Annotated in this window: 19 protein-coding genes; 8 read left to right on the top strand and 11 right to left on the bottom strand. The window is 56.3% G+C overall.

Translation table 11 applies throughout. From position 1 onward, the window contains the following. Positions 1 to 20: 20 nt before the first annotated feature. The 5 genes from nadA to ACIQ5B_RS02175 all read right to left on the bottom strand — a co-directional run bounded on the left by nadA (position 21) and on the right by ACIQ5B_RS02175 (position 6,746). Positions 21 to 1,013, bottom strand: a complete 993-nt coding sequence (gene nadA, locus ACIQ5B_RS02195) for a quinolinate synthase NadA (protein WP_397597591.1) — start codon at positions 1,011 to 1,013, stop codon at positions 21 to 23. Between the two features lie 109 nt (positions 1,014 to 1,122). Beyond that, positions 1,123 to 2,034: an MBL fold metallo-hydrolase gene (locus ACIQ5B_RS02190; RefSeq protein WP_397597590.1), complete on the bottom strand. Its 912-nt coding sequence runs from the start codon at positions 2,032 to 2,034 to the stop codon at positions 1,123 to 1,125. Positions 2,035 to 2,143: 109 nt separating this feature from the next. Then, positions 2,144 to 3,748 carry a M56 family metallopeptidase gene (locus tag ACIQ5B_RS02185; RefSeq protein WP_397597589.1) on the bottom strand — a complete coding sequence of 535 codons (1,605 nt, stop codon included), beginning with the start codon at positions 3,746 to 3,748 and terminating at the stop codon, positions 2,144 to 2,146. Next, complete coding sequence (locus tag ACIQ5B_RS02180; RefSeq protein WP_397576197.1) at positions 3,745 to 4,116, bottom strand: BlaI/MecI/CopY family transcriptional regulator; 372 nt, start codon at positions 4,114 to 4,116, stop codon at positions 3,745 to 3,747. Before ACIQ5B_RS02180 ends, ACIQ5B_RS02185 begins: the two co-directional genes overlap by 4 nt. Positions 4,117 to 4,352: 236 nt before the next feature. Beyond that, positions 4,353 to 6,746: a TonB-dependent receptor gene (locus ACIQ5B_RS02175; RefSeq protein ID WP_397597588.1), complete on the bottom strand. Its 2,394-nt coding sequence runs from the start codon at positions 6,744 to 6,746 to the stop codon at positions 4,353 to 4,355. A gap of 230 nt (positions 6,747 to 6,976) precedes the next feature. On the opposite strand from ACIQ5B_RS02175, the gene ACIQ5B_RS02170 reads away from it, so the two are divergent. The 4 genes from ACIQ5B_RS02170 to ACIQ5B_RS02155 are packed head-to-tail and all read left to right on the top strand — an operon-like array spanning position 6,977 to position 11,965. Continuing rightward, positions 6,977 to 8,971: an alpha-glucosidase gene (locus ACIQ5B_RS02170; RefSeq protein ID WP_397597587.1), complete on the top strand. Its 1,995-nt coding sequence runs from the start codon at positions 6,977 to 6,979 to the stop codon at positions 8,969 to 8,971. After that, a complete protein-coding gene (locus ACIQ5B_RS02165; RefSeq protein WP_397597586.1) occupies positions 8,968 to 9,999 on the top strand; it encodes a LacI family DNA-binding transcriptional regulator in 1,032 nt (343 codons plus the stop codon). Before ACIQ5B_RS02170 ends, ACIQ5B_RS02165 begins: the two co-directional genes overlap by 4 nt. Then, positions 9,996 to 10,898, top strand: a complete 903-nt coding sequence (locus tag ACIQ5B_RS02160; RefSeq protein ID WP_397597585.1) for an aldo/keto reductase family oxidoreductase — start codon at positions 9,996 to 9,998, stop codon at positions 10,896 to 10,898. Before ACIQ5B_RS02165 ends, ACIQ5B_RS02160 begins: the two co-directional genes overlap by 4 nt. Then, entirely contained in the window at positions 10,895 to 11,965 is a 1,071-nt protein-coding gene (locus ACIQ5B_RS02155; protein WP_397597584.1) for an LLM class flavin-dependent oxidoreductase, read from the top strand. Before ACIQ5B_RS02160 ends, ACIQ5B_RS02155 begins: the two co-directional genes overlap by 4 nt. A 54-nt stretch (positions 11,966 to 12,019) precedes the next feature. Here ACIQ5B_RS02155 and prfA read toward each other — a convergent pair whose 3' ends face one another. Then, positions 12,020 to 13,099, bottom strand: a complete 1,080-nt coding sequence (gene prfA / locus ACIQ5B_RS02150) for a peptide chain release factor 1 (RefSeq protein ID WP_397597583.1) — start codon at positions 13,097 to 13,099, stop codon at positions 12,020 to 12,022. After that, complete coding sequence (hisS, locus tag ACIQ5B_RS02145) at positions 13,096 to 14,316, bottom strand: histidine--tRNA ligase (protein WP_397597582.1); 1,221 nt, start codon at positions 14,314 to 14,316, stop codon at positions 13,096 to 13,098. The genes prfA and hisS overlap by 4 nt, the downstream gene beginning before the upstream one ends. Before the next feature lie 80 nt (positions 14,317 to 14,396). Here hisS and ACIQ5B_RS02140 point away from each other — a divergent pair, with 80 nt between their 5' ends. From ACIQ5B_RS02140 to ACIQ5B_RS02130, 3 genes are all read left to right on the top strand, one after another. Continuing rightward, complete coding sequence (locus ACIQ5B_RS02140; RefSeq protein WP_397597581.1) at positions 14,397 to 14,657, top strand: hypothetical protein; 261 nt, start codon at positions 14,397 to 14,399, stop codon at positions 14,655 to 14,657. A gap of 131 nt (positions 14,658 to 14,788) precedes the next feature. Continuing rightward, a complete protein-coding gene (gene ppa, locus ACIQ5B_RS02135; RefSeq protein WP_397597580.1) occupies positions 14,789 to 15,325 on the top strand; it encodes an inorganic diphosphatase in 537 nt (178 codons plus the stop codon). Next, positions 15,322 to 15,633 (top strand): hypothetical protein, encoded by a 312-nt coding sequence (locus ACIQ5B_RS02130; protein ID WP_397597579.1) that lies wholly within the window; start codon positions 15,322 to 15,324, stop codon positions 15,631 to 15,633. Before ppa ends, ACIQ5B_RS02130 begins: the two co-directional genes overlap by 4 nt. A 52-nt stretch (positions 15,634 to 15,685) precedes the next feature. Here the strand turns inward: ACIQ5B_RS02130 and sppA are convergent, their stop codons facing one another. Both sppA and ACIQ5B_RS02120 read right to left on the bottom strand, forming a co-directional pair. Next, entirely contained in the window at positions 15,686 to 17,560 is a 1,875-nt protein-coding gene (gene sppA / locus ACIQ5B_RS02125; RefSeq protein ID WP_397597578.1) for a signal peptide peptidase SppA, read from the bottom strand. A gap of 446 nt (positions 17,561 to 18,006) precedes the next feature. Continuing rightward, positions 18,007 to 18,537 (bottom strand): hypothetical protein, encoded by a 531-nt coding sequence (locus ACIQ5B_RS02120; protein ID WP_397597577.1) that lies wholly within the window; start codon positions 18,535 to 18,537, stop codon positions 18,007 to 18,009. Between the two features lie 49 nt (positions 18,538 to 18,586). Here ACIQ5B_RS02120 and ACIQ5B_RS02115 point away from each other — a divergent pair, with 49 nt between their 5' ends. Further along, positions 18,587 to 19,327, top strand: coding sequence for a TlyA family RNA methyltransferase (locus tag ACIQ5B_RS02115; protein ID WP_397597576.1), 741 nt, complete (start codon positions 18,587 to 18,589; stop codon positions 19,325 to 19,327). 132 nt (positions 19,328 to 19,459) lie between these two features. On the opposite strand, the gene ACIQ5B_RS02110 is transcribed toward ACIQ5B_RS02115, so the two are convergent. Together ACIQ5B_RS02110 and ACIQ5B_RS02105 are read right to left on the bottom strand one after the other, a co-directional pair. Then, on the bottom strand, positions 19,460 to 21,220 hold the full coding sequence (locus ACIQ5B_RS02110) for an AMP-dependent synthetase/ligase (RefSeq protein WP_397597597.1): 1,761 nt from the start codon (positions 21,218 to 21,220) through the stop codon (positions 19,460 to 19,462). A gap of 145 nt (positions 21,221 to 21,365) precedes the next feature. Continuing rightward, positions 21,366 to 22,469: gamma-glutamyltransferase family protein (locus tag ACIQ5B_RS02105; RefSeq protein ID WP_397597575.1), on the bottom strand; the 1,104-nt coding region annotated here is incomplete at its 5' end.

The raw sequence follows: 22,469 nt of genomic DNA, 5'->3' as shown, positions 1-22,469 counted from the left end.
ACAAATTCTCTGCAGATGGGCTAGGCCCTGCCAAGGTCGCCTTTACCGACGGTCCCGCTCGCCATTTCAAGCATCCGGTCAAGGCTCTTTTTGGCAGCCAAACGGACGGTTTCGTCGAGATGTATCTGCGGCTGAAGGTCGCGCAGCGCAAGATACAGCTTCTCCATCGTATTGAGCGCCATATAGGGGCAGATATTGCACGCGCAGTTGCCGTCAGCCCCCGGCGCACCGATGAAGGTCTTGGTGGGTTCCGCCTTTTCCATCTGGTGGATGATGTGCGGCTCGGTCGCGACGATGAGCGTGCCGCCCTTCATCGTCTGCGCATATTGCAAGATACCGCTGGTGCTGCCGACATAATCGGCATGATCGATGATATGCGGCGGGCATTCGGGATGCGCAGCCACTGGAACGCCGGGATGCTGCGCTTTCAGTTTCAGCAGCTCGGTTTCGGAAAACGCCTCATGCACAATACACACACCCGGCCACAACAGCATGTCGCGGTTGAACTTACGGCTCAGATAGCCGCCCAAATGCCGGTCAGGCCCAAAAATGATTTTTTGTTCGGGAGGAATTTGGCCCAAAATCGTCTCGGCGCTTGAGGAGGTGACGATGATATCAGACAGCGCTTTCACCTCCGCCGAACAATTGATGTAAGTCAGCGCGATATGGTCAGGATGGGCTTCCCGGAATGCCTTGAATTTGCCGGGGGGGCACGCGTCTTCCAAGGAGCAGCCAGCCGCCATATCGGGCAAAATGACGGTCTTTTGCGGGCTCAATATTTTGGCGGTCTCGGCCATGAACTTGACGCCGCAAAACGCGATGACATCCGCGTCGGTTTCCGCCGCACGCTTGCTGAGTTCCAGCGAGTCACCGACGAAATCGGCAAGGTCCTGAATTTCCGGCTTTTGGTAATAATGCGCGAGAATGACAGCATTGCGTTCTTTTTTCAGCCGCTGGATTTCAGCGAGCAGGTCAAGTCCTTGCAGATTTTCGCGGGCTACAGGGGCGTTCATGCTATCGTACCTTTGCGTTGCAGCATTGTTATCTGCGTCTCGAGTGAAGCTCTATGTGGTCAATAAGGCCGGTCGAAACAAGTTCTGGCGGGCGCTTTTACGGTGTTTTTTACGGGATTAAATGCCAACCATCGCCCTCAGCAGCGACCCGGCCCTGATTTTGCAAATCGATGAGATGCGCCAATACCGACCGACCAGCAGCACCCGTCAAACGCGGATCGAGGCCCTTATACATCGCAGCCACCATCTCGGGAATGTGCCCTTCGCCTGCCTCAAGCAATTTCAGAATCTGGCGTTCCCGCTGGCGACGATGACCAATCATGCCGCGCACAAGCTGCCTTGGGTTTTCGACCGCTGGCCCATGTGCGGGGTAATAAATACGGTCCGTGCGTTCATATAATTTTTGCAGCGACGCCAGATAGTCGCTCATATCGCCATCGGGCGGGCTGACGACGCTGGTGGACCATTTCATGACATGGTCGCCGGTAAACAGCGCCCCGCTCTCGACCAGTCCGTAACATATATGGTTGCTGGTGTGGCCAGGGGTTGCGACGGCTTCCAACGTCCACCCGTCGCCTGAAATACGCTCACCATCGGCAAGGATGCGGTCGGGGGCATAATCCGGGTCAAAAGCACTATCGGAACGCGGGCCATCGTCGCGCAAGACAAGCGGCGCGCAACCGATGATGGGTGCGCCTGTCGCCGCCTTCAACGGAGCTGCCGCTGGCGAATGATCGCGATGGGTGTGCGTGCACATGATGGCCGCGACACGCTTACCGGCAACAGCGCGCAAGATCGCCTCGACATGACCCTCGCCATTGATATCAGCCGGATCGCCAATGCTCATCCCGGTACCGACTGGGCCCGGGTCTATCACCGCGACATCGGACCCTGCGCCAACCAACCAGGTTTGCGTGCCTGTATAGGTGTAAGGCGAGGCATTGGGCGCGAGCACGCGGCGCACGAGGGGTTCGTGCTGCTCGGTTTCGCCAGCTTCTATGCTATCGGGCCAGTTGCTCATGAAATGGCTATGGCGCAATGTCGCGCAAAGAAAAAGGGGCGGTTCGCAAAAACCGCCCCAAATGGTGTGTCACATGCGTAAGCTGGCAGCCCTGCGAATGGATTAGCGTTTATTCCGCTGCGTCGCCTTGCGCTTCCAGCTTCCGAATTTGCAGATCAAGTTGTTTCACAACATCTTTGCGAACGTCCTTGGGCATTTCTTTGTCCTTTGCAATTTCGTTACGCGCCTCACGCAAGCCTTTGATCGCTTCGGCCCGTGCTAATTTGGCTTGCCCTTTGCCGCACATAACCAGCCGGACGCGCGATTTTTGCTTGCCGTCGAACCCGCTGACATCGGTGGTCACTGGCTGGCCGTCACGACAGTCCTTGGTCATTTCACGAATATCGATTTCGGGGATGTAGGAGGCTATATCCATGTCGCCCATGTCGCCCATGACGCGGATGGTTTCCACGCGGCGGGTTTTGGCGGGCGCGGGCGTATCACCTTCAGCGCCCTTGGCACTGTCTGCCTGCGCCACAGCATCTTCAGCCTCTTCCCGCGATTTTTCGGCCTTATCGATCAATTTTTCGACTTCTTCAGGCGACAATTTCTTATCGGTGCGGAAGATGAAGGTTTTCCCGTCACGTTCGACCTTGGTCACTTCGCCGCCCAAGGCGTCCTGACCGACTATGTCCATCGTCTCACCGTCGCGTTTCAGCTTAATTATCCGGACCTCGCGCTTGACCACTTCAGGCTTGCTTTCTTCAGCCGCGACTTTGTCCTGCGCAACGACCGCGGGAACTATTGTTGCGGTCAGCGGCAATATGATCGCAGCAGCTGTTATTATACCAATCTTGCCAAGCGAACGGCGGGTATTGCTGGTGTCCTTCATCGTTATTCTCCTCAATCGCTCAATTATTGTTTTCGGTGAATTCAGTGCCGTCGCAAAGGTCGGCACGCCGTCAAATGCGGTTTTCGCCAACGCCTGACCGTATATCGCGCGTTCTTCCGGACCCTTGCCGGCAAGCACACGCGCATCGCACGCCGCTTCCTGATCAACGCGGAATGCGTTCCAGCTGATCCAAGCAACGGGGTTGAACCATTGCAGGCACAGGACGATGAAAGCCGCCAGATTGACGAACAGATCGCCCGATTTGTGATGCGCCATTTCGTGCGCGATCGCGAGGTCGCGTTCGGCGGGCGAATAGGCTTTGGTGAAATCCTGCGGCACCGCGATCACGCGATGAAAAAGGCCAAACGCCAATGGTCCGGCTACCTGATCGGATGCGACGATTTTGACGCCATCGACAACGGCGATGTCTGTGGCTTCGGCCAAAAGGTCATCGCGCATCGCGGCGTAGCGGATCATTTGGATCATGAACAACAGCACCGCGCCGCCAAGCCAGGTCAAAACACCGAGTGCCAGAAAATCAATCGTAGGAAGGGCATCAACCGGGTTCGCCGCAGTCGCCATAGCATCCGGGGACGATAGCCCCGCGAGCACAGCATCCCTTACTGCGTCTTGGATGGCAATGCCGCCGTTAGCTGTTGAAATGGATGGCCCTTCGATCGTGGGCATGCACACACGGGCAGCGGGTATAAGCCAAAGCGCATATGCGATGGTTGGACCAAAATATTTGGCGACAGGCCGCCGTACAATTAAAATAGCGGCCATCAGCAATGTCGTGGTCAATAAGGTATCAAACAGCCAAGCGCCCATGAAGTCAGCGTTCATGATTTCATCTCCCTCAACAGTTGTTCGATTTCGGAAATGTCAGCGTCGCTCAGCTGTTCCTGCTCGGCAAGATGCGCAACAAGCGGCATGAACCGCCCCCCAAAAAGCCGGTCAACCAGCCGCTTGGATTCATGCGAAACATAATCCTCGCGATCGATGAGCGGCGAGTACAGGAACCGGCGTCCATCGGCGCGATGTTCAACCGCGGCCTTGGTCAGTAGGCGCGACAGCAAGGTTTTCACGGTTGGTAACGACCAATCACGATCATCTGGCAATCGCGCAGCGACGTCTGTCGCCGTCAACGGCGCGCGTTCCCATAGGATTTCCATGATTGTTAATTCAGCGTCGCTGATACGTTCTGATGACATTTTGAAATCTCCGACTACAGACGTAGTCGATTCGACTACATCTGTAAACGTCATTTATCCGCCATTGTCGGTTCTTTGTCGAACGCCTTGTACTTCTGGGCATCGGGCAAAGGACGGGGTGCTATGCTTATGGTCTCGCACCGCCCGTCTTCGCTTTCTCCTCTGAAATTTGAAAACAAAAAAGGCTGGAACCCATTGCGGATTCCAGCCTTTTTGTGCGCCTTGACGGCTTTTGGTTATTTCGCGCCGAAATTGATCTTTGCGGTTACGCCAACATACCGATCCGCCTCACGGGGGATGATGTAGCGATATGCACCGCCGGGGCCGCCCGATACGATCGAGGAAGCAAAGCTTTTATCGAACAGGTTCTTCACCTGTAGCGCAACCCGCCATCCATCGTTAGGATCAACCAAGGCTGCTGACACATCGACAATCGCATAACCATCTACGGTCGAGCCAAGGCGGACAGCCGGGTTCGCACTCGCTTCGTAAATCTGGTCGGACTGGCTTGAGATCTGGCTCGCCAACTCGATATTCGCAAAGCCCGAAGTTTCAATGTCATATTGTGCGCCAAACGACATTTTCCACTTTGGTGCGTTCGCCAAAGGCGTGCCCTTGGCAACCAATTGTGATGCATCGGCACCTGGTGGCAAGCGGAAATTCTCAACCTGCGCCTTGTTGTAAGCAACGCCGCCCGAAAGCGAGAAGTTACGCAATGGGGTCGCAACAAAATCAACCTCAAAACCTTGCGTCGATACCGAACCTGCATTGGTCAGGCGCGTGGTGCGTACACCGGCTACGAAGTCTGGGCTGTTTGCCTGATAGTTGTTATACTTGGCATAATAGGCCGCGAGGTTAAGTATCAGGGCGCCGTCGAAAAGGGTATTTTTCAAGCCCACTTCATACGCGTTGACCGTTTCTGGTGCGATAACACCAGCGCCGGGCGTGGTCAGGTTATAGAAGATGTTGTAAGCAGGACCCTTATAACCACGCGTGTAGCTCGCATAAGCCATATTGTTTTCAGTGAGGTCTGCCTGAACAGCGGCCTTACCCGAAAGGTTATTATTGCTGGTGCTGGTGGTGAAAGGAACGCCGTTTGAGGCGCCTGCCACAAAGCCGGTAGCGGGCGCGGTTGCCACGAGACCATTATTGTAAACGCCAGCGTCAAAGTTTCCTTGCACACCTGGACCTGCGAGCGAGGTACGGCGGATATGGTATACATCCAATTCGTCATTTGTGTAGCGCAAGCCACCAATAAAACGCAGGCTGTCGGAAAGGTTGAGCGTAGCCTGACCAAATAGCGACATGTTTTTGAACGTCGACCCAAAGTCCGCGGTTCCGGCAGGTGTTGTGATGGTCGAAGCCCCTGCAGCGGTCGAACAAGGTACGAGGCCGGGCACAACCGCAGCGAGGGTCGATGCTGAACAGGTAATCACGTCGCGCGTGAATGTACGGTCAGATTCGGCCTTTGAATAATATGCCCCGGCAACATATTCGAGGAATTCGCCGGTCGGCGAAGCAAGGCGAATTTCCTGGCTAAAGGTATTCGATGTTTGCGGACCATTATCATGCAATTGGTTCAAGCCAACATAGGGCCGGTCGAGCCAGTCACCATCGCGGATTTCGGTGTTATCCCAACCACGCAGGCTGGTGATCGACGTCAAGCTATGTTCACCCAGTTCGATGTCTGCTTGAAGCGCAATGCCCCAGCTTTCTTCCTTAGTCGTGGTAACAAGGTTCTGCCGAATGTTGCGTGAATCCGCGGCATCGAAACCAGTTCCAGCCAGCGCCAGTGCAGCTGCGTTCGTTGGCGTGTTGCCAATAATTTCTGCGCAGCAATCATCATTGGCTTTGCGGTAATCGGCGCGCAGCGTCAGCATGATCTTTTCGCTAACGTCGGCCTCAATCGCGCCGCGAACACTGTAATGTTCATAGCCATTGACCTTGTTGCCCGTAGTCAAATTGTTGACGTTGCCGTCATAGCTTCCGTAAAATCCGGTGAAACGCGAACGCACATTGGCGCTCAGCGGCACGTTAACGGTCGCACGACCGCGATATTCGGACTTCGTGAAGAACGAACCTTCAACCGTCGCACCAAATTCAGCTGTCGGACGCTTCGTTACAATGCTGACAACACCAGCCGATGCGTTCTTTCCAAACAATGTACCCTGCGGTCCGCGCAGGACTTCGATACGCTCAACGTCGAACAAATCGGTAAAGCCTTCACCAGCGCGGCTCAGGACAACGCCGTCGAGAACGGCAGCGACCGATGGTTCAGCAGCAATCGAAAAGTTGATGGTGCCAACGCCGCGCAGGAACAATGCCTGGTTCAGTGAAGTACCCGCCTTGCGGAAGTTCAAGCTTGGCACGAGATACTGCGCATTTTCAAGCGTGACGCCGCCATTATTAGCGATAGCCTCACCGCCGACAACGGATACAGCGAGCGGAATATCCTGCAAACGCTCTTCACGCTTTTGCGCGGTTACGATGATTTCTGCGTTGGCCGATTCATCTTCTGCTGGAGCGGTCTGCGCCATCGCGGGCAGGCTGACCCCCGCCATAATTGCGGCGCTTGCGAACAACGAAGCGCGAATGAACGACGTTTTTTTAAATTCAGAACTGAACATCATGTACCTCCCTAAAAATGGCTATCCGTTTCTCAACCAAATCACTTGAGTTTCCTCAAGCAACAAAAGCTATGCTGCGATATACCTAATCAATGGGCGGGTTGTTACCAGATTGACTCAATATGTCTAGCGGTGTCATATAGTGACGTTATTTAAGCCGTGACTGTTGCAATACTGCCATAGTCACAGGCTCGAAACCGCGAGAGGGATAGACGTTGCCATTTACAGTCATCATGCATCCTGAAGGCTTCGACCTGCTGCGCAATGACAACTGTTTGCTTTCACATCGCGCGGATGCGCCTGTTATCAGCATTGGCATTGGCGCGCCTGATCTGGAAATGGTCCGTGGCAATTTTCGCATCGACGACATCGTTGAAACACGATTGGCGCTTGATTGCTTCGCCCAAGTCGATGGCTATATCCGGCTTTGGAACGCAAAGCGGCCTGACGTCGTCGCAACGCTGGTGCTTGAGGAACGGGCGCTGCAATCCATCCTCACATTTCGTTGCACAGATCCGGCCTTTAACCGGCTTTGGATAGATATGCAGTGCGCAACATCCGAAGCCTTTTGGGGTGGCGGCGAACAGATGTCCTATCTGCGCCTCAACGGCAGGCGTTTTCCGTTCTGGACATCGGAACCCGGCGTTGGCCGCGATAAATCGACCGCGCTTACGCAGACGATGGATGCAGATGGCTTGGCCGGCGGTGATTATTGGACCACCAACTATCCGCAGCCGACATGGCTGAGCAGTGCGCGTTATGCGGTGCACCTCGAAACAGCGGCCTATTCGGTGCTTGATCTTACGGACGCGGGCCGGGTTGGGGTCGAATGCTGGTCGGCAAATGTCGATCTGGAGCTTTTTGACGCGCTTTCGCTTCCCGCGCTGGCTACCAAAATGTCTGATCGCTTTGGTCGCCAGCCTGCCCTGCCAGATTGGGCCATTTCCGGTGCCATCGTCGGGCTGAAGGATGGTGGCGACACCTTTGACAGGTTCGAAAAAATTGCAGCCTCTGGCGCCACGATTACCGGTCTGTGGTGCGAAGATTGGATCGGCATTCGTCAGACCAGCTTTGGCAAACGATTGTTCTGGGACTGGAAATGGAATGCTGCCCGCTATCCTGATTTACCCGCACAAATTGCGGCGCTTGCCGAACGGGGCGTTCGCTTCCTTGGCTATGTGAACCCCTATCTGGCCGTAGATGGATCGCTATATCAAGAGGCACGCGCCGCCAACTTCCTTGCGTTGCGGCAGGACAGCGACGAACCTTATGCCGTCGATTTCGGCGAATTTGACGCAGGCGTTGTGGATTTCACCAACCCGGCCGCCGCAGCGTGGTTTGCCGAACGCATCATCGGTCAGGAAATGCTCGACTTCGGGCTTTCAGGATGGATGGCAGATTTTGGCGAATATCTGCCGACCGATGTGCGCCTGTTCGATGGGTCTGACCCGATGGAAGCGCATAATCGCTGGCCCGTGCTTTGGGCAAAGGTGAATGCTGACGCCATCGCATCGCGCGGCAAAACGCATGACGCCACATTTTTCATGCGCGCCGGTTATTCGGGCGTACAGGCGCATTGCCCATTATTATGGGCAGGCGACCAATGCGTCGACTTCACCCGCCACGACGGGATCAACACCGTCATCACGGCGGCATTATCGTCGGGATTATTGGGCAACGCCTACCACCACAGCGACCTCGGCGGGTATACCAGCCTGCATGGCGTGGTCCGGACCGCAGAATTGATGCACCGTTGGATTGACTTGGCGGCCTTTGCACCCGTCATGCGCAGTCATGAGGGCAATCGTCCAGCAGACAATCTGCAACTCGATAGCAGCGCCGAAATACTCACCCATTTTGCCCGCATGAGCCAAGTGCATGCCCGCCTTGCGCCATATGTCCGCGCTTTGTCCGACGAGGCTGTGGCGACCGGCCTGCCGCTTCAGCGTCCGTTGTTCCTGCACTATGACGACGCCGCCTATTACGACATTCAAGACCAATATCTCTACGGCGCGGACATGATCGTCGCCCCTGTGGTCCACGAGGGTACAAGCAGCCGCAGCGTGACTTTGCCAGACGGGGATTGGGTCCATCTTTGGTCCGGCGATGTGTACGCCAAGGGCATATATGACATCGCGGCTCCGCACGGGCAGCCGCCCGTGTTCACCCGCAAGGACAGCGCGCACGCATCGCTGTTCAGCGCTATCACACGGGAATTCAGGTCATGAACAGCCGATCCAATATCCGTGATGTCGCAAAGCTGGCCGGTGTGGCCGTCAAAACCGTCAGCCGCGTCCTCAACAATCACCCTTATGTCAGTGCAGAGACCAAAGCGAAGGTCGACGCCGCAATGGCGGAGCTGCGGTTTTCGCCCAGCATCGCAGCGCGCATATTGGCGGGCACGAAATCGGGCCAAATTGCGCTGATTTATGACAATCACAGCCCTTATTATATGCACCAGATCATGCAGGGCTGCTGGGACCGATGCCATGAAGAAGGCATGCGCCTGATTGCCCAGCCGGTCGATGTGTCCGACCCCGATGTGGGCGAGCAGGTGCGCGGCATGGTCCGGCAGACGCATGTGGATGGCGCGATATTGTCTTCACCCGTAACCGATTGCGGACCCGTGTTGAACGTGCTTGAGGCGATGAACATTCCATTCGTGCGCATTTCACCCGGCACCAACCATGCGCTTACCAGCTCGGTATTCATGGATGATATGCAGGCCGCCGACGACATGACGACGCACCTCATCAACATTGGTCACCGGCGGATTGCCTTTATCAAGGGCCATGCAAACCATATGGCCAGTGCCGAACGTCAGGCAGGATATGAACGCGCGCTTAGCCGTGTTGGCATATCGGTGGATCCCGACTTGATCGCCGAGGGTCATTTTGATTTTGAAAGCGGCGTTGTGGCGACCGAGCTATTTCTATCGCTTAAATATCCGCCCACGGCGGTCTTTGCATCGAACGATGACATGGCCTCAGGTGTCCTTGCCGTCGCCCATCGCCGCGGCATTCAGGTGCCGGAACAATTGTCTGTCGCCGGGTTCGACGACACCACGCTTGCCCGCGTTGTTTGGCCGCCCTTAACCACCGTCCGCCAGCCTGTACGCGATCTCGCGTCAACCGCTGCCGACCTATTATTTGGCGAAGGCGGAATTGAGCATCGCCGTCTTCCACACGAACTGATCAGCCGCGAGTCGGTTGCCCCACCTTATTTACCTTCCATAAAAAAGAGCAAAAACACATGACCCTTCCAACACCTCCGTCGACGCGCCTTTTGGGCAAGAGCGGTATTGAAATTTCATCGATTGCCTGGGGCATGTGGCGCTTTGCGGGTCTTGAAATGTCCGCAGCCCGCGCGGCCATTGATGCGGCGTTCGAAGCAGGCATCACCCTTTTCGATACGGCGGACATCTATGGCTTTGGCGAACAAGGCTTTGGCAAGGCAGAAGAGCTGCTTGGCCGCGTCTTTGCCGAGGCACCCGAATATCGTGACCGGATGGTGCTGGCCACTAAGGGCGGAATTACCCCGCCGACGCCATATGACAGCAGCGCGGAATATCTGACCAAGGCAATTGACGACAGCCTGTCGCGTTTGGGCACTGAATATGTCGACCTGTGGCAAATCCACCGTCCCGATATCCTTACCCACCCGCAAGAAATCGCACGCACCATCGAAGACGCGCATAAAGCCGGAAAAATTCGCGCTTTTGGTGTGTCAAACTTCACGACGGCGCAAATCTCGACCTTGGCACAGTTTAGCAGCGTCCCGATTGTCTCGACACAGCCGGAGCTTTCCCCGTTGCGGATCGATACCATCGAAAATGGTGAGCTTGATCAAGCCATCGCTATGGATTTGGCGGTGTTGGCATGGTCACCACTTGGCGGCGGTCGCATCGGTGATCCAGGCAACACGCGCGAACAAAATGTAGCGGCAGCCTTGTCGGACGTTGCAGCCGCGCATGGCGTTTCGCGCACGGCAGCGGCCTATAGCTGGATCATGGCGCACCCTGCCCGCCCCATCCCGATTGTCGGCTCGCAAAACCCGGCACGCATCATAGAGGCTGCCGATGCCTTCAAAATCACATGGACCCGCGCTGACTGGTACAGCGTATTGGTCGCTGCGCGAGGAGTTCCCCTGCCATGAAAAATCCAATCGAAGTCAGCTGGTTCTCCGCATTATGCGACGATGATTACGAATTTCTTGGGCAACCCGATCCCATGCTCGCGTCGAGTTGGGAGCATTGCCGCAATATCGTGCTTGCTGCTGAAAAGGGCGGGTTCGATAATATATTGCTTCCCTCGGGCTACACGCTTGGGTTGGATACCACAGCGTTTGCCAGCGCCATTGCGACGCTGACCACGCGTATCAAGTTGCTGATGGCGGTGCGTATTGGCGAAAGCTGGCCCCCGCAATTGGCGCGGCAGATTGCCACGCTGGACCAGATTTCGGGTGGGCGTTTGAACATCAACATCATCTCGTCTGACTTGCCGGGTGACAAGATGGACAGCGAACCGCGCTATCGCCGGACGGTCGAGGCAATGCAGATCCTCAAGACATTGTTGAACGGCGAGCATCTGTCGATTGATGGCGAACATTATAAAATCGATCTCGATCCGCCACGCATGAAGACCGTCAGCGGCAAATGCCCGCCGCTTTATTTCGGTGGTCTCTCGCCCGCGGCTAAAGACGCTGCTGCCGAAGGTTGCGATGTCTATTTGATGTGGCCGGAAACGGTTCAGGGCGCGAAGGAGCTTGTCGAAGACATGACCGCGCGCGCGGCAAAATTTGGACGGACGTTGAAATATGGCTTCCGCGCGCATGTCATCGTGCGTGAAACCGAAGCCGAAGCCCGGGCTTATGCGAACCGTCTCTTGTCCAAGCTGGATGCGCAGCAAGGCGACGCAATCCGCAACAAATCCTTGGATACGCAAACCTTCGGCGTTGCACATCAGGCCGAATTGCGCGCGCAATCGGAAGCGAACGACGGATATCTGGAAGATAATCTGTGGACCGGAATTGGCCGCGCACGTTCAGGCTGCGGCGCTGCGATCGTTGGCGACCCGGACCAAGTGCTCGCCAAAATCGAGGCATATCGCGCCGTGGGCATCGAAGCGTTCATTTTGTCGGGTTACCCGCACATCAACGAATGCGACATGTTTGCACGTTATGTCTTGCCGAAATTGGACCATGGGCGGTTGGTGATCGACTGACCCGCCTAACGCCGCATCGTCATCCTGAAACAAGTTCAGGATGACGGAAGAGGTTCAATCCGACAGCCCCGCCATGCGCTCGGCCTGATCTTCGGCAATCAGCGCCGCAACCAATTCACCAAGGCCGCCGCCTTCCAATATCTCCGGAAGCTTATGCAGCGTCAGGTTGATCCGGTGATCGGTCACGCGGCCTTGCGGGAAATTATAGGTGCGGATGCGTTCCGAACGGTCGCCTGAGCCAACCATTGCTTTGCGCGCCTCGGCCTCCGCGCCTTGGGCTTCCTCGCGCTCTTTTTCGTACATCCGCGCGCGCAGCACTTGCATGGCTTGTTCTTTGTTCTTGTGCTGGCTGCGTCCGTCTTGGCAGGTCACGACAATGCCTGTCGGCAAATGGGTAATACGCACGGCCGAGTCTGTGGTGTTGACGTGCTGTCCGCCCGCACCCGACGCACGGTACACGTCGATTTTCAAGTCGCGCGCCTCGATCTGGATATCGACTTCGGTTGGCTCCGGCAGCACCGCGACGGTCGCGGCGCTGGTGTGAATGCGGCCGCCGCTTTCGGTCACGGGCACGCGCTGCACACGGTGGACGCCGCTTTCATATTTCAGCTTGGCGAAAACGCCATTGCCCTTGATCGCGACAACAACTTCCTTGAACCCGCCCACATCGGACGCGCTGACGGAGATAGGCTCGATCTTCCACCCCTGCCCCGCGGCATAGCGTTCGTACATGCGGTACAGGTCACCGGCAAACAACGCCGCTTCATCACCGCCCGTGCCGGCCCGGATTTCGAGCATGGCGGGCCGGTCATCGGCGGCATCTTTCGGCAAGAGCGCAATAGCCAAAGCGGTTTCGGCTTCGCCCAACTGATGACTGACATCCTCCAGTTCCTCAATCGCCATCTCGTGCAGGTCGGGATCGGAGGAATCCTTCGACATATGCTGCAAGGTTTCGATTTCTTTGCGCAGTCGCCGGACATTGGCCGCCGCCTTGGCCACCGGTTCCAGCTCCGAATATTCCTTGGACGCCGTGACAAAGGCATCGCCTTCCAACTGCCCCGAAGCCATCCGCGCCTCAAGCTCGGAAAAGCGCGATTCAATAAGCGCGATACGTTGCGGGGAGATTTTGGTCATGCGCGCGACTGAAGTACGCTCGTAAGCCGGTCATTATGGCCTTCACCGGACATCCCGTAATAGCCATCCTCATTGACGCGCAGGATAGCCGCCGGGCTTTGCTTGACGGCCTTATCATAGCGCTTTTTCGGAGAACCAGTTGCAATCATGTCGGCCGAAATTCCGGCTTGGCGCAGCTGACGCAAAAGCGCGAAGGCATGCCCAAGACCCGCGTCATTCTCCAAAACAATCATGGCTTCGATCTGCTGTGTTGGCACGGCGTCAATCAACATGCCCAACCGCTCAATGCCCGCCGCCCAGCCAACCGCTGGCGTTGCCGGTCCGCCGAGATTTTCGATCAAGCCATCATAGCGCCCGCCGCCCAGCACGGTGCCCTGTGCACCCAGGCGGTCGGTCACAAATTCAAACGCGGTGTGGCGATAATAATCCAGCCCGCGCACCAGCGCGGCATTGCGCGTCCATGCGACGCCAGCGGCATCAAGGCCTGCTGTGACCGCGCCGAAGAAATCCTTTGCTTCGCCCGATAGATAATCGTCGATCACCGGCGCCGCGTGGGCAATCGGGCGATCTTTGGGGTCTTTGCTATCCAGAATACGCAGCGGGTTTTTCTCCAGCCGCGCGAGGCTGTCTTCGGACAGCGCGCCCTTGTGATCGTTGAAATATCGGACCAATGCCGCGCGCCACGCGTCGCGGCTTGGCGTGTCGCCCAATGTATTGAGCTGCAACGTCACGCCGTCATTTATGCCCAATTCCTTCAGCAATTGGTCCGCCATTACCAGCAGTTCAACATCAGCGGCAGGCTCTGCTGCGCCGATAATCTCCGCGTCAATCTGGTGAAATTGGCGATAGCGGCCCTTTTGCGGGCGTTCGTAACGGAACAATGGGCCGTGCACCGACAGCTTCATCGGCGCAAATTGCTGCCAGCCATTGGTAAGGTACGCGCGCGCAATGCCCGCCGTAAATTCGGGACGCAGCGTGATTGAATCCCCGCCACGATCTTCGAAGCTGTACATTTCCTTGGAGACAACATCCGTCGCCTCACCCAGGCTGCGCGAAAAAACCGCCGTTGGCTCAATGACGGGCAGTTGCAGCCCCTTAAATCCATAAAGCCTGCGCACGCGCTCAAATGTTGCGACGACATGCGCAAAACGTTCTTCTGTCTCGCCGAACATGTCCTGAGTACCGCGAACGGCTTGGGGTGTCTGTATCTTTGCCATATTAAAGCGCCCTAGCGGCTAATTGTTGTTAGTGGAATAGGGCTGGACGTGCCAATCGGCTTTCGCCAAATGTCTGGACCATGAATCCCCGCATATTATCCCGCGCTATCGCCGCATTCGCCCTTTCCGCTAGCCTCATTTCCGCAGCATCTGCGCAAAACAGTGCGCCGCAGCCTGTGCCTATCGTCTCGAATATCCCTGAGCCGCAAGATCGCCCCTTGTCGGAACCGATGATCCTGTCCGTGGACGCAACCGATGTTGATCGCTCTATTTTCCAAGTGCGTCAGGTCATTCCTGCTTTACCCGCAGTGGCTTATATTGGAACGCAACACACGTTTTGAGCAAATAGACATCGCCTATTCGGGCGGCTTGCGCTATCCGCACCTCGAAGCCACGGGCAAGGGCGAAACGGCGATCGATCGTTTGCTTCGTCCGCGGCGGACCAACTAAAATTATTTGAAAGCATTCTCCCATGCGTATTGATTTGATTCCAGCAGGCGACAATGTGCCTGAAAGCCTTAACGTGCTGATCGAGGTTCCCATTGGCGGCGAACCTGTAAAGTATGAATTTGACAAGGCTTCTGGCGCTCTTTTCGTCGACCGTTTCCTGCACACCCCCATGCGTTACCCCGCCAATTACGGCTTTGTTCCGCATACTTTGGGTGAAGATGGCGACCCGTTGGACGCACTTGTCGTCGCGCGCTCGCCTATCGTCGCAGGTGCGGTGGTCAAATGCCGCCCGATTGGCGTGTTGTTGATGGAAGACGATGCTGGCGGTGATGAAAAATTGCTCTGCGTGCCGGTCAACAAGACCTTTCCTTATTATTCGGATGTTGTGACGTACAAGGATATGCCACCCATCGTCCTTCAACAGATCGAACATTTCTTCACCCATTATAAAGACCTGGAGCCCGGCAAATGGGCCAGGTTGAATGGCTGGGGCGATGAAAATGACGCCAAGCGTATTATCATGGAATGCGTCGAACGGGCGAAGGAACGCGGTATATGAAACGGGCAGCGCTGGTCACATTTGTTGCACTAGCGCTCTCGGCATGTGCCACCCCTGAAACACGCGTCAGAACCGCGCTGATGGATGCCGGTCTGTCTCGTCCGATTGCAGCCTGCATGGCTGACCGGATGGTCGACCGGCTTTCACTTGTGCAATTGAATAAGCTAAGCGGCCTTAAAAAGCTGCGCGGTCAGGACATGTGTAAGATTACAGTCGAGGACTTTCTGAAGCGCACACGTTCGCTGCAAGACCCCGAAATACTCGGCGTCGTAAGCTCGTCCGGGCTTATTTGCGCAATTAAGGCGTAAGCAGTCCAAGTGATATTTGTCATCCCGGACATGGGCTCGGGATGACAAGTAATTAACTGAATGCCTTCACCAACATCGCGAACCAACCGGTATCGGCCTTTGCCGTCGCGGGTGCACCAAAATCCACACATTCGAGACATTTGGCCTGTGCGCCACGCACGCCGGTGAGCATGTTCAGATCAGTGGAAATCCGCTGGAACAGCAACTGCTGCTGCCATGATGCTTGCGCAAAAACATCCATCGGCGCTGCAGCCTGCGCCCGCTTTGGCATCAGGCCACTGATGAGCGTATCTGCGAAGCTCGTTGGTGGTTCAATATATTCGGCATGCCACCCATCGGGTTTCAATCCGGCACGCTTTGCCGCTTCCGCAAACGCCTCATTCATACCACCGGTCCTGTCGACAAGGCCGAGCCGACGGGCCGTGCCACCTGCCCATACACGCCCCTGCGCGACAGCATCCACCTGCTCGGGCGTTTTCTTGCGCGCCGTGGCTACGCGGGTCAGGAACTGGCGATAGCCATTCTCAATGGCGCTTTGGGCCACGCGGTCAAATTCGGGGCTGAAGCCATTCAAGATATCCGGTTCGCCCGACAATGGCGTTGTCTTCACGCCGTCGGCATTCACACCGATTTTCGCAAGCCCAGCCTCAGCGCTTGGAATGACGCCGAAAATACCGATAGATCCGGTAATCGTTGAAGGATCGGCAAAAATAACATCGGCAGGAAGCGATATCCAATAACCGCCGCTTGCGGCCAAATTTGCCATCGAAACGATGACCGGAATCTTTTTCGCTTTCGCCGCTTCAATCGCCAGACGGATTTTTTCAGACGCTGTGACCGAACCGCCCGGCGAATCCACACGGACCACCAACGCTTTCAAATCCTTATTGTCGAGCGCATCGTAAATGAGACCGCTGACGGTGTCGCCCGCTGCGGTTCCAGGACCGCCCTCTCCATCAACGATCGTACCAGCAATGGTCACGACGCCAATCTGCGCACCTGCGGTTGCTGGACCGTAGCTCGCAAGTAACGCGTCCATTGGGGTGTGGGCAAAGCCACCGGTCGTTTTCTTGTCATCCGCGCCAACCTTGCCGGCGATGAATTTGCCGAATGCGATACGGTCACCCAGCTTGTCGACCAGACGTGACGACAGCGCCAATTGCGCCAGATCACCTTTAACAGACTCCACCGCACCGGCCGGGTCGGTCAACATGCGGTCCAGCTGCGCCTGAGGACGCGCCTTTGCTACGCCCGCTTTCCACTGGCTCCAGACCTCATCATATACGCCCTTGATGGCCATTTTGGATTCAGGGGACTGCTCGGTGCGCATATAGGGTTCAGCGGCACTCTTGAACGTGCCGACACGGTAGATATTGGCCTTCACGCCAAGCTGGTCGAGCAAGCCTTTATAATATGGCTGCGATCCGCCGGGTCCCGTAATCACTGCGCCGCCCAACGGGTCCATCCAGATTTGCGTGGCATGGGCCGCCAGTTGATAGCTGTCATCCGAATAGGCCGTGGCGAAGGCATAGACAGGCTTGCCCGCCTTTTTCACCGCCTCAAGGCTGTTGCCGATTGCCGCAAGGCTCGCCTGTCCGCCGCCCATGAACCGTTCCATGTCGACAACGACCAATTTCACCCGCGTATCTTTTTCCGCCAGCTTGAGCGCGCGAACGACATCGCGTTGCCGGATTTCACCGGTTGGCATGGCTGAGGATGTGAGCGCTGTCAGCGGGTCAACTTCTGCAGGCTGTTCGGAAATAACGCCATCAAGTTTCAGCAACAATGCACCATCGCGCACGACCGCCGGATTGGGGCTGGCGTTCAGAAGCGCGAATATCGCGAGGAAGAATAAGAACAGGAACAGGAGCACCAGCAGGTCTTTAAACCCGACCAATATTTTCCAGCTGACGCGCAGAAACTGCATAATGTGATGCCCCTTTTTGATCTTTGTTCTGATGTAAGCATTCGAACGTCATTTGCCACTGCTGTTCGACAAAAAGATGTTGCGCGCGGACAAGACCACCGAAATGCAGGCGAAACAGAAAAGGGCCGCTGGAATGATCCAACGGCCCTCAAACATGGGTCAGCGGTCGGATGTGCCGCTGCCGGAAGTTGCTTTCATGCCGTGACCGGCATCGCCGATATCATCGGCGGCCGATCTCCCGAACGGAATTCCCCGACCTCTTAACTGAACCATGAGACATCGGATCACCTCCTTTCGTTGAATGGAAATTGCTTGCTTCAAACATATATCTGCCCTCCGCAGGACCGAAGTTGAATCAAACGGGTGACTTAAACAAGTCTTGTAATAAATTATTTTTCAGGCAAATATTGGGGTTCTGCGCCACGATATTTGACATGGTCAAAATGCTATTTGCGGCAATCTTCGACAATGCGTGCAATCTCTGCCCATGCCGGCAAAATGATCGGCGGATGTCCGTCCGTTTCCAATAATATCCGTCCGCGGCTGAACGCCATCGCATCCAATATAGCATCCATCGGCATGATTTCACTGGCCAGATAGGCGGGCGTTCCGCCGGTCGGCTTGGCAGCAAATTCCTTCATGGACGAAGATGTCCGTATGACGATGCGTTGCCCCGGCGCAGTCGCTTCACGCGACACATATATGCGCCGATTTTGTAGGTCGCAGCGCAGGCTGACAACTGCATTTTTGCCAGTCGGTCCAAATACAGCAGTCGATCCGCGATCATCGCGCCGATACACCCAATCACCCACGGCAAACGGCCAGTCATTCCAATCCGCCGATAGACGCGGTGTTGGCGCAGGCGTGGCGGCCACCGGTGGCGGCACGGGCGCGGCCCTTTGTGCTGGCGGTGGCGGCGGTGCAACGCAGGATGCGAGCAGCAACATTGCAATGAGGGTCAGGTTACGGGTTTGCATGACTTTGTCTTATGGCCAAATCGCATCTGCTCCGCTAGCGCGTTGCGACATGGCGACCAAAAAAACACGACTAGACCAATTGATCGTTGATCGCGGCCTTGCCGAAAGCAAGACGCGTGCGCAGGCATTGGTCATGGCGGGCCATGTCTATATCGGTGATGCCAAGGCACTAAAGCCAGGGCAGCAAATCGCCGAAGATACCGAAATCAGTGTGAAGGGCAGCGATCATCCGTGGGTGTCACGCGGGGGCATTAAACTTGCCCATGCCCTCCATGAATTTACCATCGATGTAACCGGCATGGTGGCCATTGATGTGGGTTCCTCAACGGGCGGCTTTACCGACGTGATGCTGACGCAAGGGGCAACGCGCGTTTTCGCCGTCGATAGCGGCACGAACCAGCTTGCGTGGAAACTGCGGCAAGACCCCCGTGTGGTGGTTCATGAACAGACAAGCGCGCGCATATTGACGGACGTGCATATTACTGAACCCGTTGACCTTATCGTCTGTGACGCAAGCTTCATCGGTCTCGCGAAAGTGCTTGAGCGACCTTTGACCTTTGCCAAAAGCGGCGCGCAATTGATCGCACTTATCAAACCACAGTTTGAGGCGGGCCGCGAAGAAGTTGGCAAAGGCGGCGTCGTGCGGGACCCTGACGTCCATGAACGCGTTTGCAACGAGGTACAGCAGTGGTTGGTAGAAAAAACCTGGACGGTGCGCGGTTTGACCACCAGCCCGATTACAGGGCCGCAGGGCAATGTTGAATTTCTTATTTGGGCGCAAAATGCGTAGCGGCCCACCGGGGCGCAGTCACATGAAAATCCGGTCGGTAAAAACGCGCATCCAAACCCAACCCCGGGTCCGTTCCGAGGTCAGTGCATGGCAGGATGCAAAATAAGCAAACCGACACGACGTCGCGACGCGTCAGTCCTTGTAAAGGCCATTGACGCGCGCGGCGTAACGTTCGCGGATGACATGGCGCCGAATTTTCATGCTCGGCGTCATTTCGCCATTTTCGATTGTGAAAGGCTCATCGGCAAATTCGAACTGGCGGACCTTTTCGGTCACCGACACATCCGCATTGACCCGGTCAACCGCGGCACGAACCGCAGCGCGAAACTGCGGATTGGCCTGCAAGGCATTGAAATCATATTTCATATCCTGCGCACGCGCCCATTCGAGGGCCCATTCGGGATCCGGAACGATAAGGCCAACGATGTACGGCCGCTTGTCCCCTGAAACCATCGCCTGCAAAATTTCAGGCTGAAGCGTGAGCATGCCCTCAATCTTCTGTGGCGCGATGTTGTCGCCCTTGTCGTTGACGATCAGATCCTTTTTGCGGTCAGTGATGGCAATACGTCCGCAATCATCGATGTAGCCGATGTCGCCGGTGTGCAGCCAACCATCCTTGATAACCCGGTCGGTCTCCGCCTTGTTCCGCCAATAGCCCTTCATCACCAACGGACCACGGACAAGGATCTCGCCATCTTCGGCAATCTTGACCTCAGTATTTTTCAGCGGCGGGCCAACGGTATCCATCTTGATGCCTGTTTTGGGCCGGTTGCAGCTGATAACCGGGCCAGACTCGGTCTGCCCATATCCTTGCAGCAACGTGATACCCAAAGATTGGAAAAACACGCCAATGTCGGGATTGAGCGGCGCACCGCCCGATACCATGGCCTTCATCCGGCCGCCAAAGCGCCCCTGGATTTTGGGCTTAATCGTCCGCGATAAAATCAACCGCATTGGCGCATCGGAAAGCCGCTTGCGTCCGGAATAGTCCCGCTCGCCAATGGTCAGTGCTTTATTGAGCAAGTAGTTTGGAAACTTGCCCTGCTTTTCGACGGCCTTGATCATTCTTTGACGCAGGACTTCAAACAATCGAGGGACAACCACCATCACGGTCGGCCGTGTTTCCTCGATATTGGAAGCGAGCTTTTCCAGCCCCTCCGCATAATAGATTTGCGCGCCAACACTGATCGGCAGGAATTGCCCACCGCTATGTTCATAAGCGTGCGAGAGCGGCAAAAATGACAGGAAGACTTCTTCTTCATCCAGCCCAAAATCCTCGCGCAGCACCTCAGCGGCGCCATCGACATTGTGCAAGATCGCGCCATGATGCTGCATCACACCACGCGGTGCACCGCCGGTGCCGCTGGTGTAAATGATGCACGCCAAATCGTCGCGCGTTACTGCCGCCATAGCCGCCTCAGCAGCCCGTACATCGGCATCATTGCCCTGAACCATGTCGGACCAGTGGTGCATCGACAATTGGCCATGCTGCACCGCTGGCTGCGGTTCCATAGCGATGATGAATTCCGCTTGCGACGACCGCAACGCCGCCGGCATCAATGTCTTGGCCAACTTTGCTGTCGAAACAATCACCGCGCGGGCGGCGCTGTCGTCGAGAATATGCTGATGGTCGCGTTCGGTGTTGGTGACGTAGGTCGGCACCGTCACGCATCCAGCCGCCATGATGCCCAGATCGGCGATACACCACTCGGGGCGATTTTCCGACACGAGCATGACCCGGTCGCCCTTTTCCAGCCCAAGCTGGCGCAGCGACTTGGCAAAGCCCGCAACCTGGCGCGCGACCTCAGCCCAGCTTAAGGATTGCCACGTAGCATCATGTTTTGCCCACAAAAACGGGGCGTCACCGCGATACCGCGCACGCGCAAAAAACATGGTGACGAGGTTGGGGAAGCTGTCAAAATCGTCGAATTGCTCGGCAGCCACTTATTCTCTCCTAAACAACATTTTGCGGTCCATTATGGGACTCTGGAAAATTACGCTAGCGCGCCAATGCGTAAGGCGCAACGGGCCGTTAGCGTTAACCGACATCCTCAGTCGGTGCCTCATCAACCAATCGCGGTTCGGTCACTGTCACCTTACCCTTGGCATCGATAGTGGCCGATGTCCCCTCGCTGCGTGGGTCGGAAGCCCCGGTCCAGCTGCCGCCGACACGCTGCGCGCCGTTAACTTTTGAACCCAGATCGACAGGGCGTACCGTCTGTCCAAATTTGGCAAGCCCGTCAGACATCGCCGAAAGCATGGTATTTTGTTCGACCTCAAGACCGCCACCGCCAAAATAGATATTTGGCAGCGCAATCGCTTGATCGAGCGGAAGGCCGAAGTCGATGACGCCAATCAGCGTCTTGGTCACATGCATGATGATGCGTTTTCCGCCGGCTGAACCCAATGCAAGCACTGCGCGCCCATCGCGATCAAACACGATCGTAGGGGACATGGACGACAATGGCCGCTTTCCGCCCATCACGCGGTTGGCAACTGGCGCGCCATTTTTTTCGGGTGAAAAGGTGAAGTCGGTCAATTCGTTGTTCAAGAAAAAGCCGCCCGCAACCAGCTGGCTGCCAAATGGCCCCTCAATCGTCGACGTCATATTGGCGATGTTGCCGTTGCGATCGACTGCCGTGAAATGCGTTGTTCCTGCAACTTCACTGGAAATGGCCGCCGTGCGGGGCATGGCGCCGGGCGGGTTCCCGGCTGGATAGTCCGTGCGCGCCTTTTCAGGGTCAATAAGCGCGGAGCGTTCTTTGATATATTCGGGGTTCAAAAGGCCAGCGACCGGCACATCCACAAACGCATCATCCGCCAGATATTTTTCGCGGTCGGCATATGCCAGCTGCATCGCCTGACCAATTAAATACCAGCTTTTGGGGCTGTTTTTGCCCGATGCCGCCAAGTCAAAACGCTGCAACGTGCCCAATATTTGCAAGACCGTTGTCGCGCCTGATGAAGGCGGGGCCATGCCGCACACCACATAAACGCGGTACGGCGCGCAAACCGCTTGCTGTTCCTTTGCGCGATATTGCGCAAGGTCCGTCATGGTCATGTCGCCGGGGCTAAGCTTGCTCGTCGTGACCGCACTTACAATCTGGTTGGCGATGGGGCCGGTGTAAAATGCATCGGGTCC

Source organism: Sphingorhabdus sp., assembly GCF_044374345.1.
In the GTDB taxonomy this organism is placed as follows: domain Bacteria; phylum Pseudomonadota; class Alphaproteobacteria; order Sphingomonadales; family Sphingomonadaceae; genus Sphingorhabdus_B.
Note: the sequence above shows the minus strand (reverse complement) of the source record. Positions and strands in the feature narration are given on the sequence as shown.

Coding starts and splice junctions, on each gene's coding strand:
- nadA (WP_397597591.1), bottom strand. CDS start 1,013: ATGAACGCCCCTGTAGCCCGCGAAAATCTGCAAGGACTTGACCTGCTC.
- ACIQ5B_RS02190 (WP_397597590.1), bottom strand. CDS start 2,034: ATGAGCAACTGGCCCGATAGCATAGAAGCTGGCGAAACCGAGCAGCAC.
- ACIQ5B_RS02185 (WP_397597589.1), bottom strand. CDS start 3,748: ATGAACGCTGACTTCATGGGCGCTTGGCTGTTTGATACCTTATTGACC.
- ACIQ5B_RS02180 (WP_397576197.1), bottom strand. CDS start 4,116: ATGTCATCAGAACGTATCAGCGACGCTGAATTAACAATCATGGAAATC.
- ACIQ5B_RS02175 (WP_397597588.1), bottom strand. CDS start 6,746: ATGATGTTCAGTTCTGAATTTAAAAAAACGTCGTTCATTCGCGCTTCG.
- ACIQ5B_RS02170 (WP_397597587.1), top strand. CDS start 6,977: ATGCATCCTGAAGGCTTCGACCTGCTGCGCAATGACAACTGTTTGCTT.
- ACIQ5B_RS02165 (WP_397597586.1), top strand. CDS start 8,968: ATGAACAGCCGATCCAATATCCGTGATGTCGCAAAGCTGGCCGGTGTG.
- ACIQ5B_RS02160 (WP_397597585.1), top strand. CDS start 9,996: ATGACCCTTCCAACACCTCCGTCGACGCGCCTTTTGGGCAAGAGCGGT.
- ACIQ5B_RS02155 (WP_397597584.1), top strand. CDS start 10,895: ATGAAAAATCCAATCGAAGTCAGCTGGTTCTCCGCATTATGCGACGAT.
- prfA (WP_397597583.1), bottom strand. CDS start 13,099: ATGACCAAAATCTCCCCGCAACGTATCGCGCTTATTGAATCGCGCTTT.
- hisS (WP_397597582.1), bottom strand. CDS start 14,316: ATGGCAAAGATACAGACACCCCAAGCCGTTCGCGGTACTCAGGACATG.
- ACIQ5B_RS02140 (WP_397597581.1), top strand. CDS start 14,397: ATGAATCCCCGCATATTATCCCGCGCTATCGCCGCATTCGCCCTTTCC.
- ppa (WP_397597580.1), top strand. CDS start 14,789: ATGCGTATTGATTTGATTCCAGCAGGCGACAATGTGCCTGAAAGCCTT.
- ACIQ5B_RS02130 (WP_397597579.1), top strand. CDS start 15,322: ATGAAACGGGCAGCGCTGGTCACATTTGTTGCACTAGCGCTCTCGGCA.
- sppA (WP_397597578.1), bottom strand. CDS start 17,560: ATGCAGTTTCTGCGCGTCAGCTGGAAAATATTGGTCGGGTTTAAAGAC.
- ACIQ5B_RS02120 (WP_397597577.1), bottom strand. CDS start 18,537: ATGCAAACCCGTAACCTGACCCTCATTGCAATGTTGCTGCTCGCATCC.
- ACIQ5B_RS02115 (WP_397597576.1), top strand. CDS start 18,587: ATGGCGACCAAAAAAACACGACTAGACCAATTGATCGTTGATCGCGGC.
- ACIQ5B_RS02110 (WP_397597597.1), bottom strand. CDS start 21,220: ATGTTTTTTGCGCGTGCGCGGTATCGCGGTGACGCCCCGTTTTTGTGG.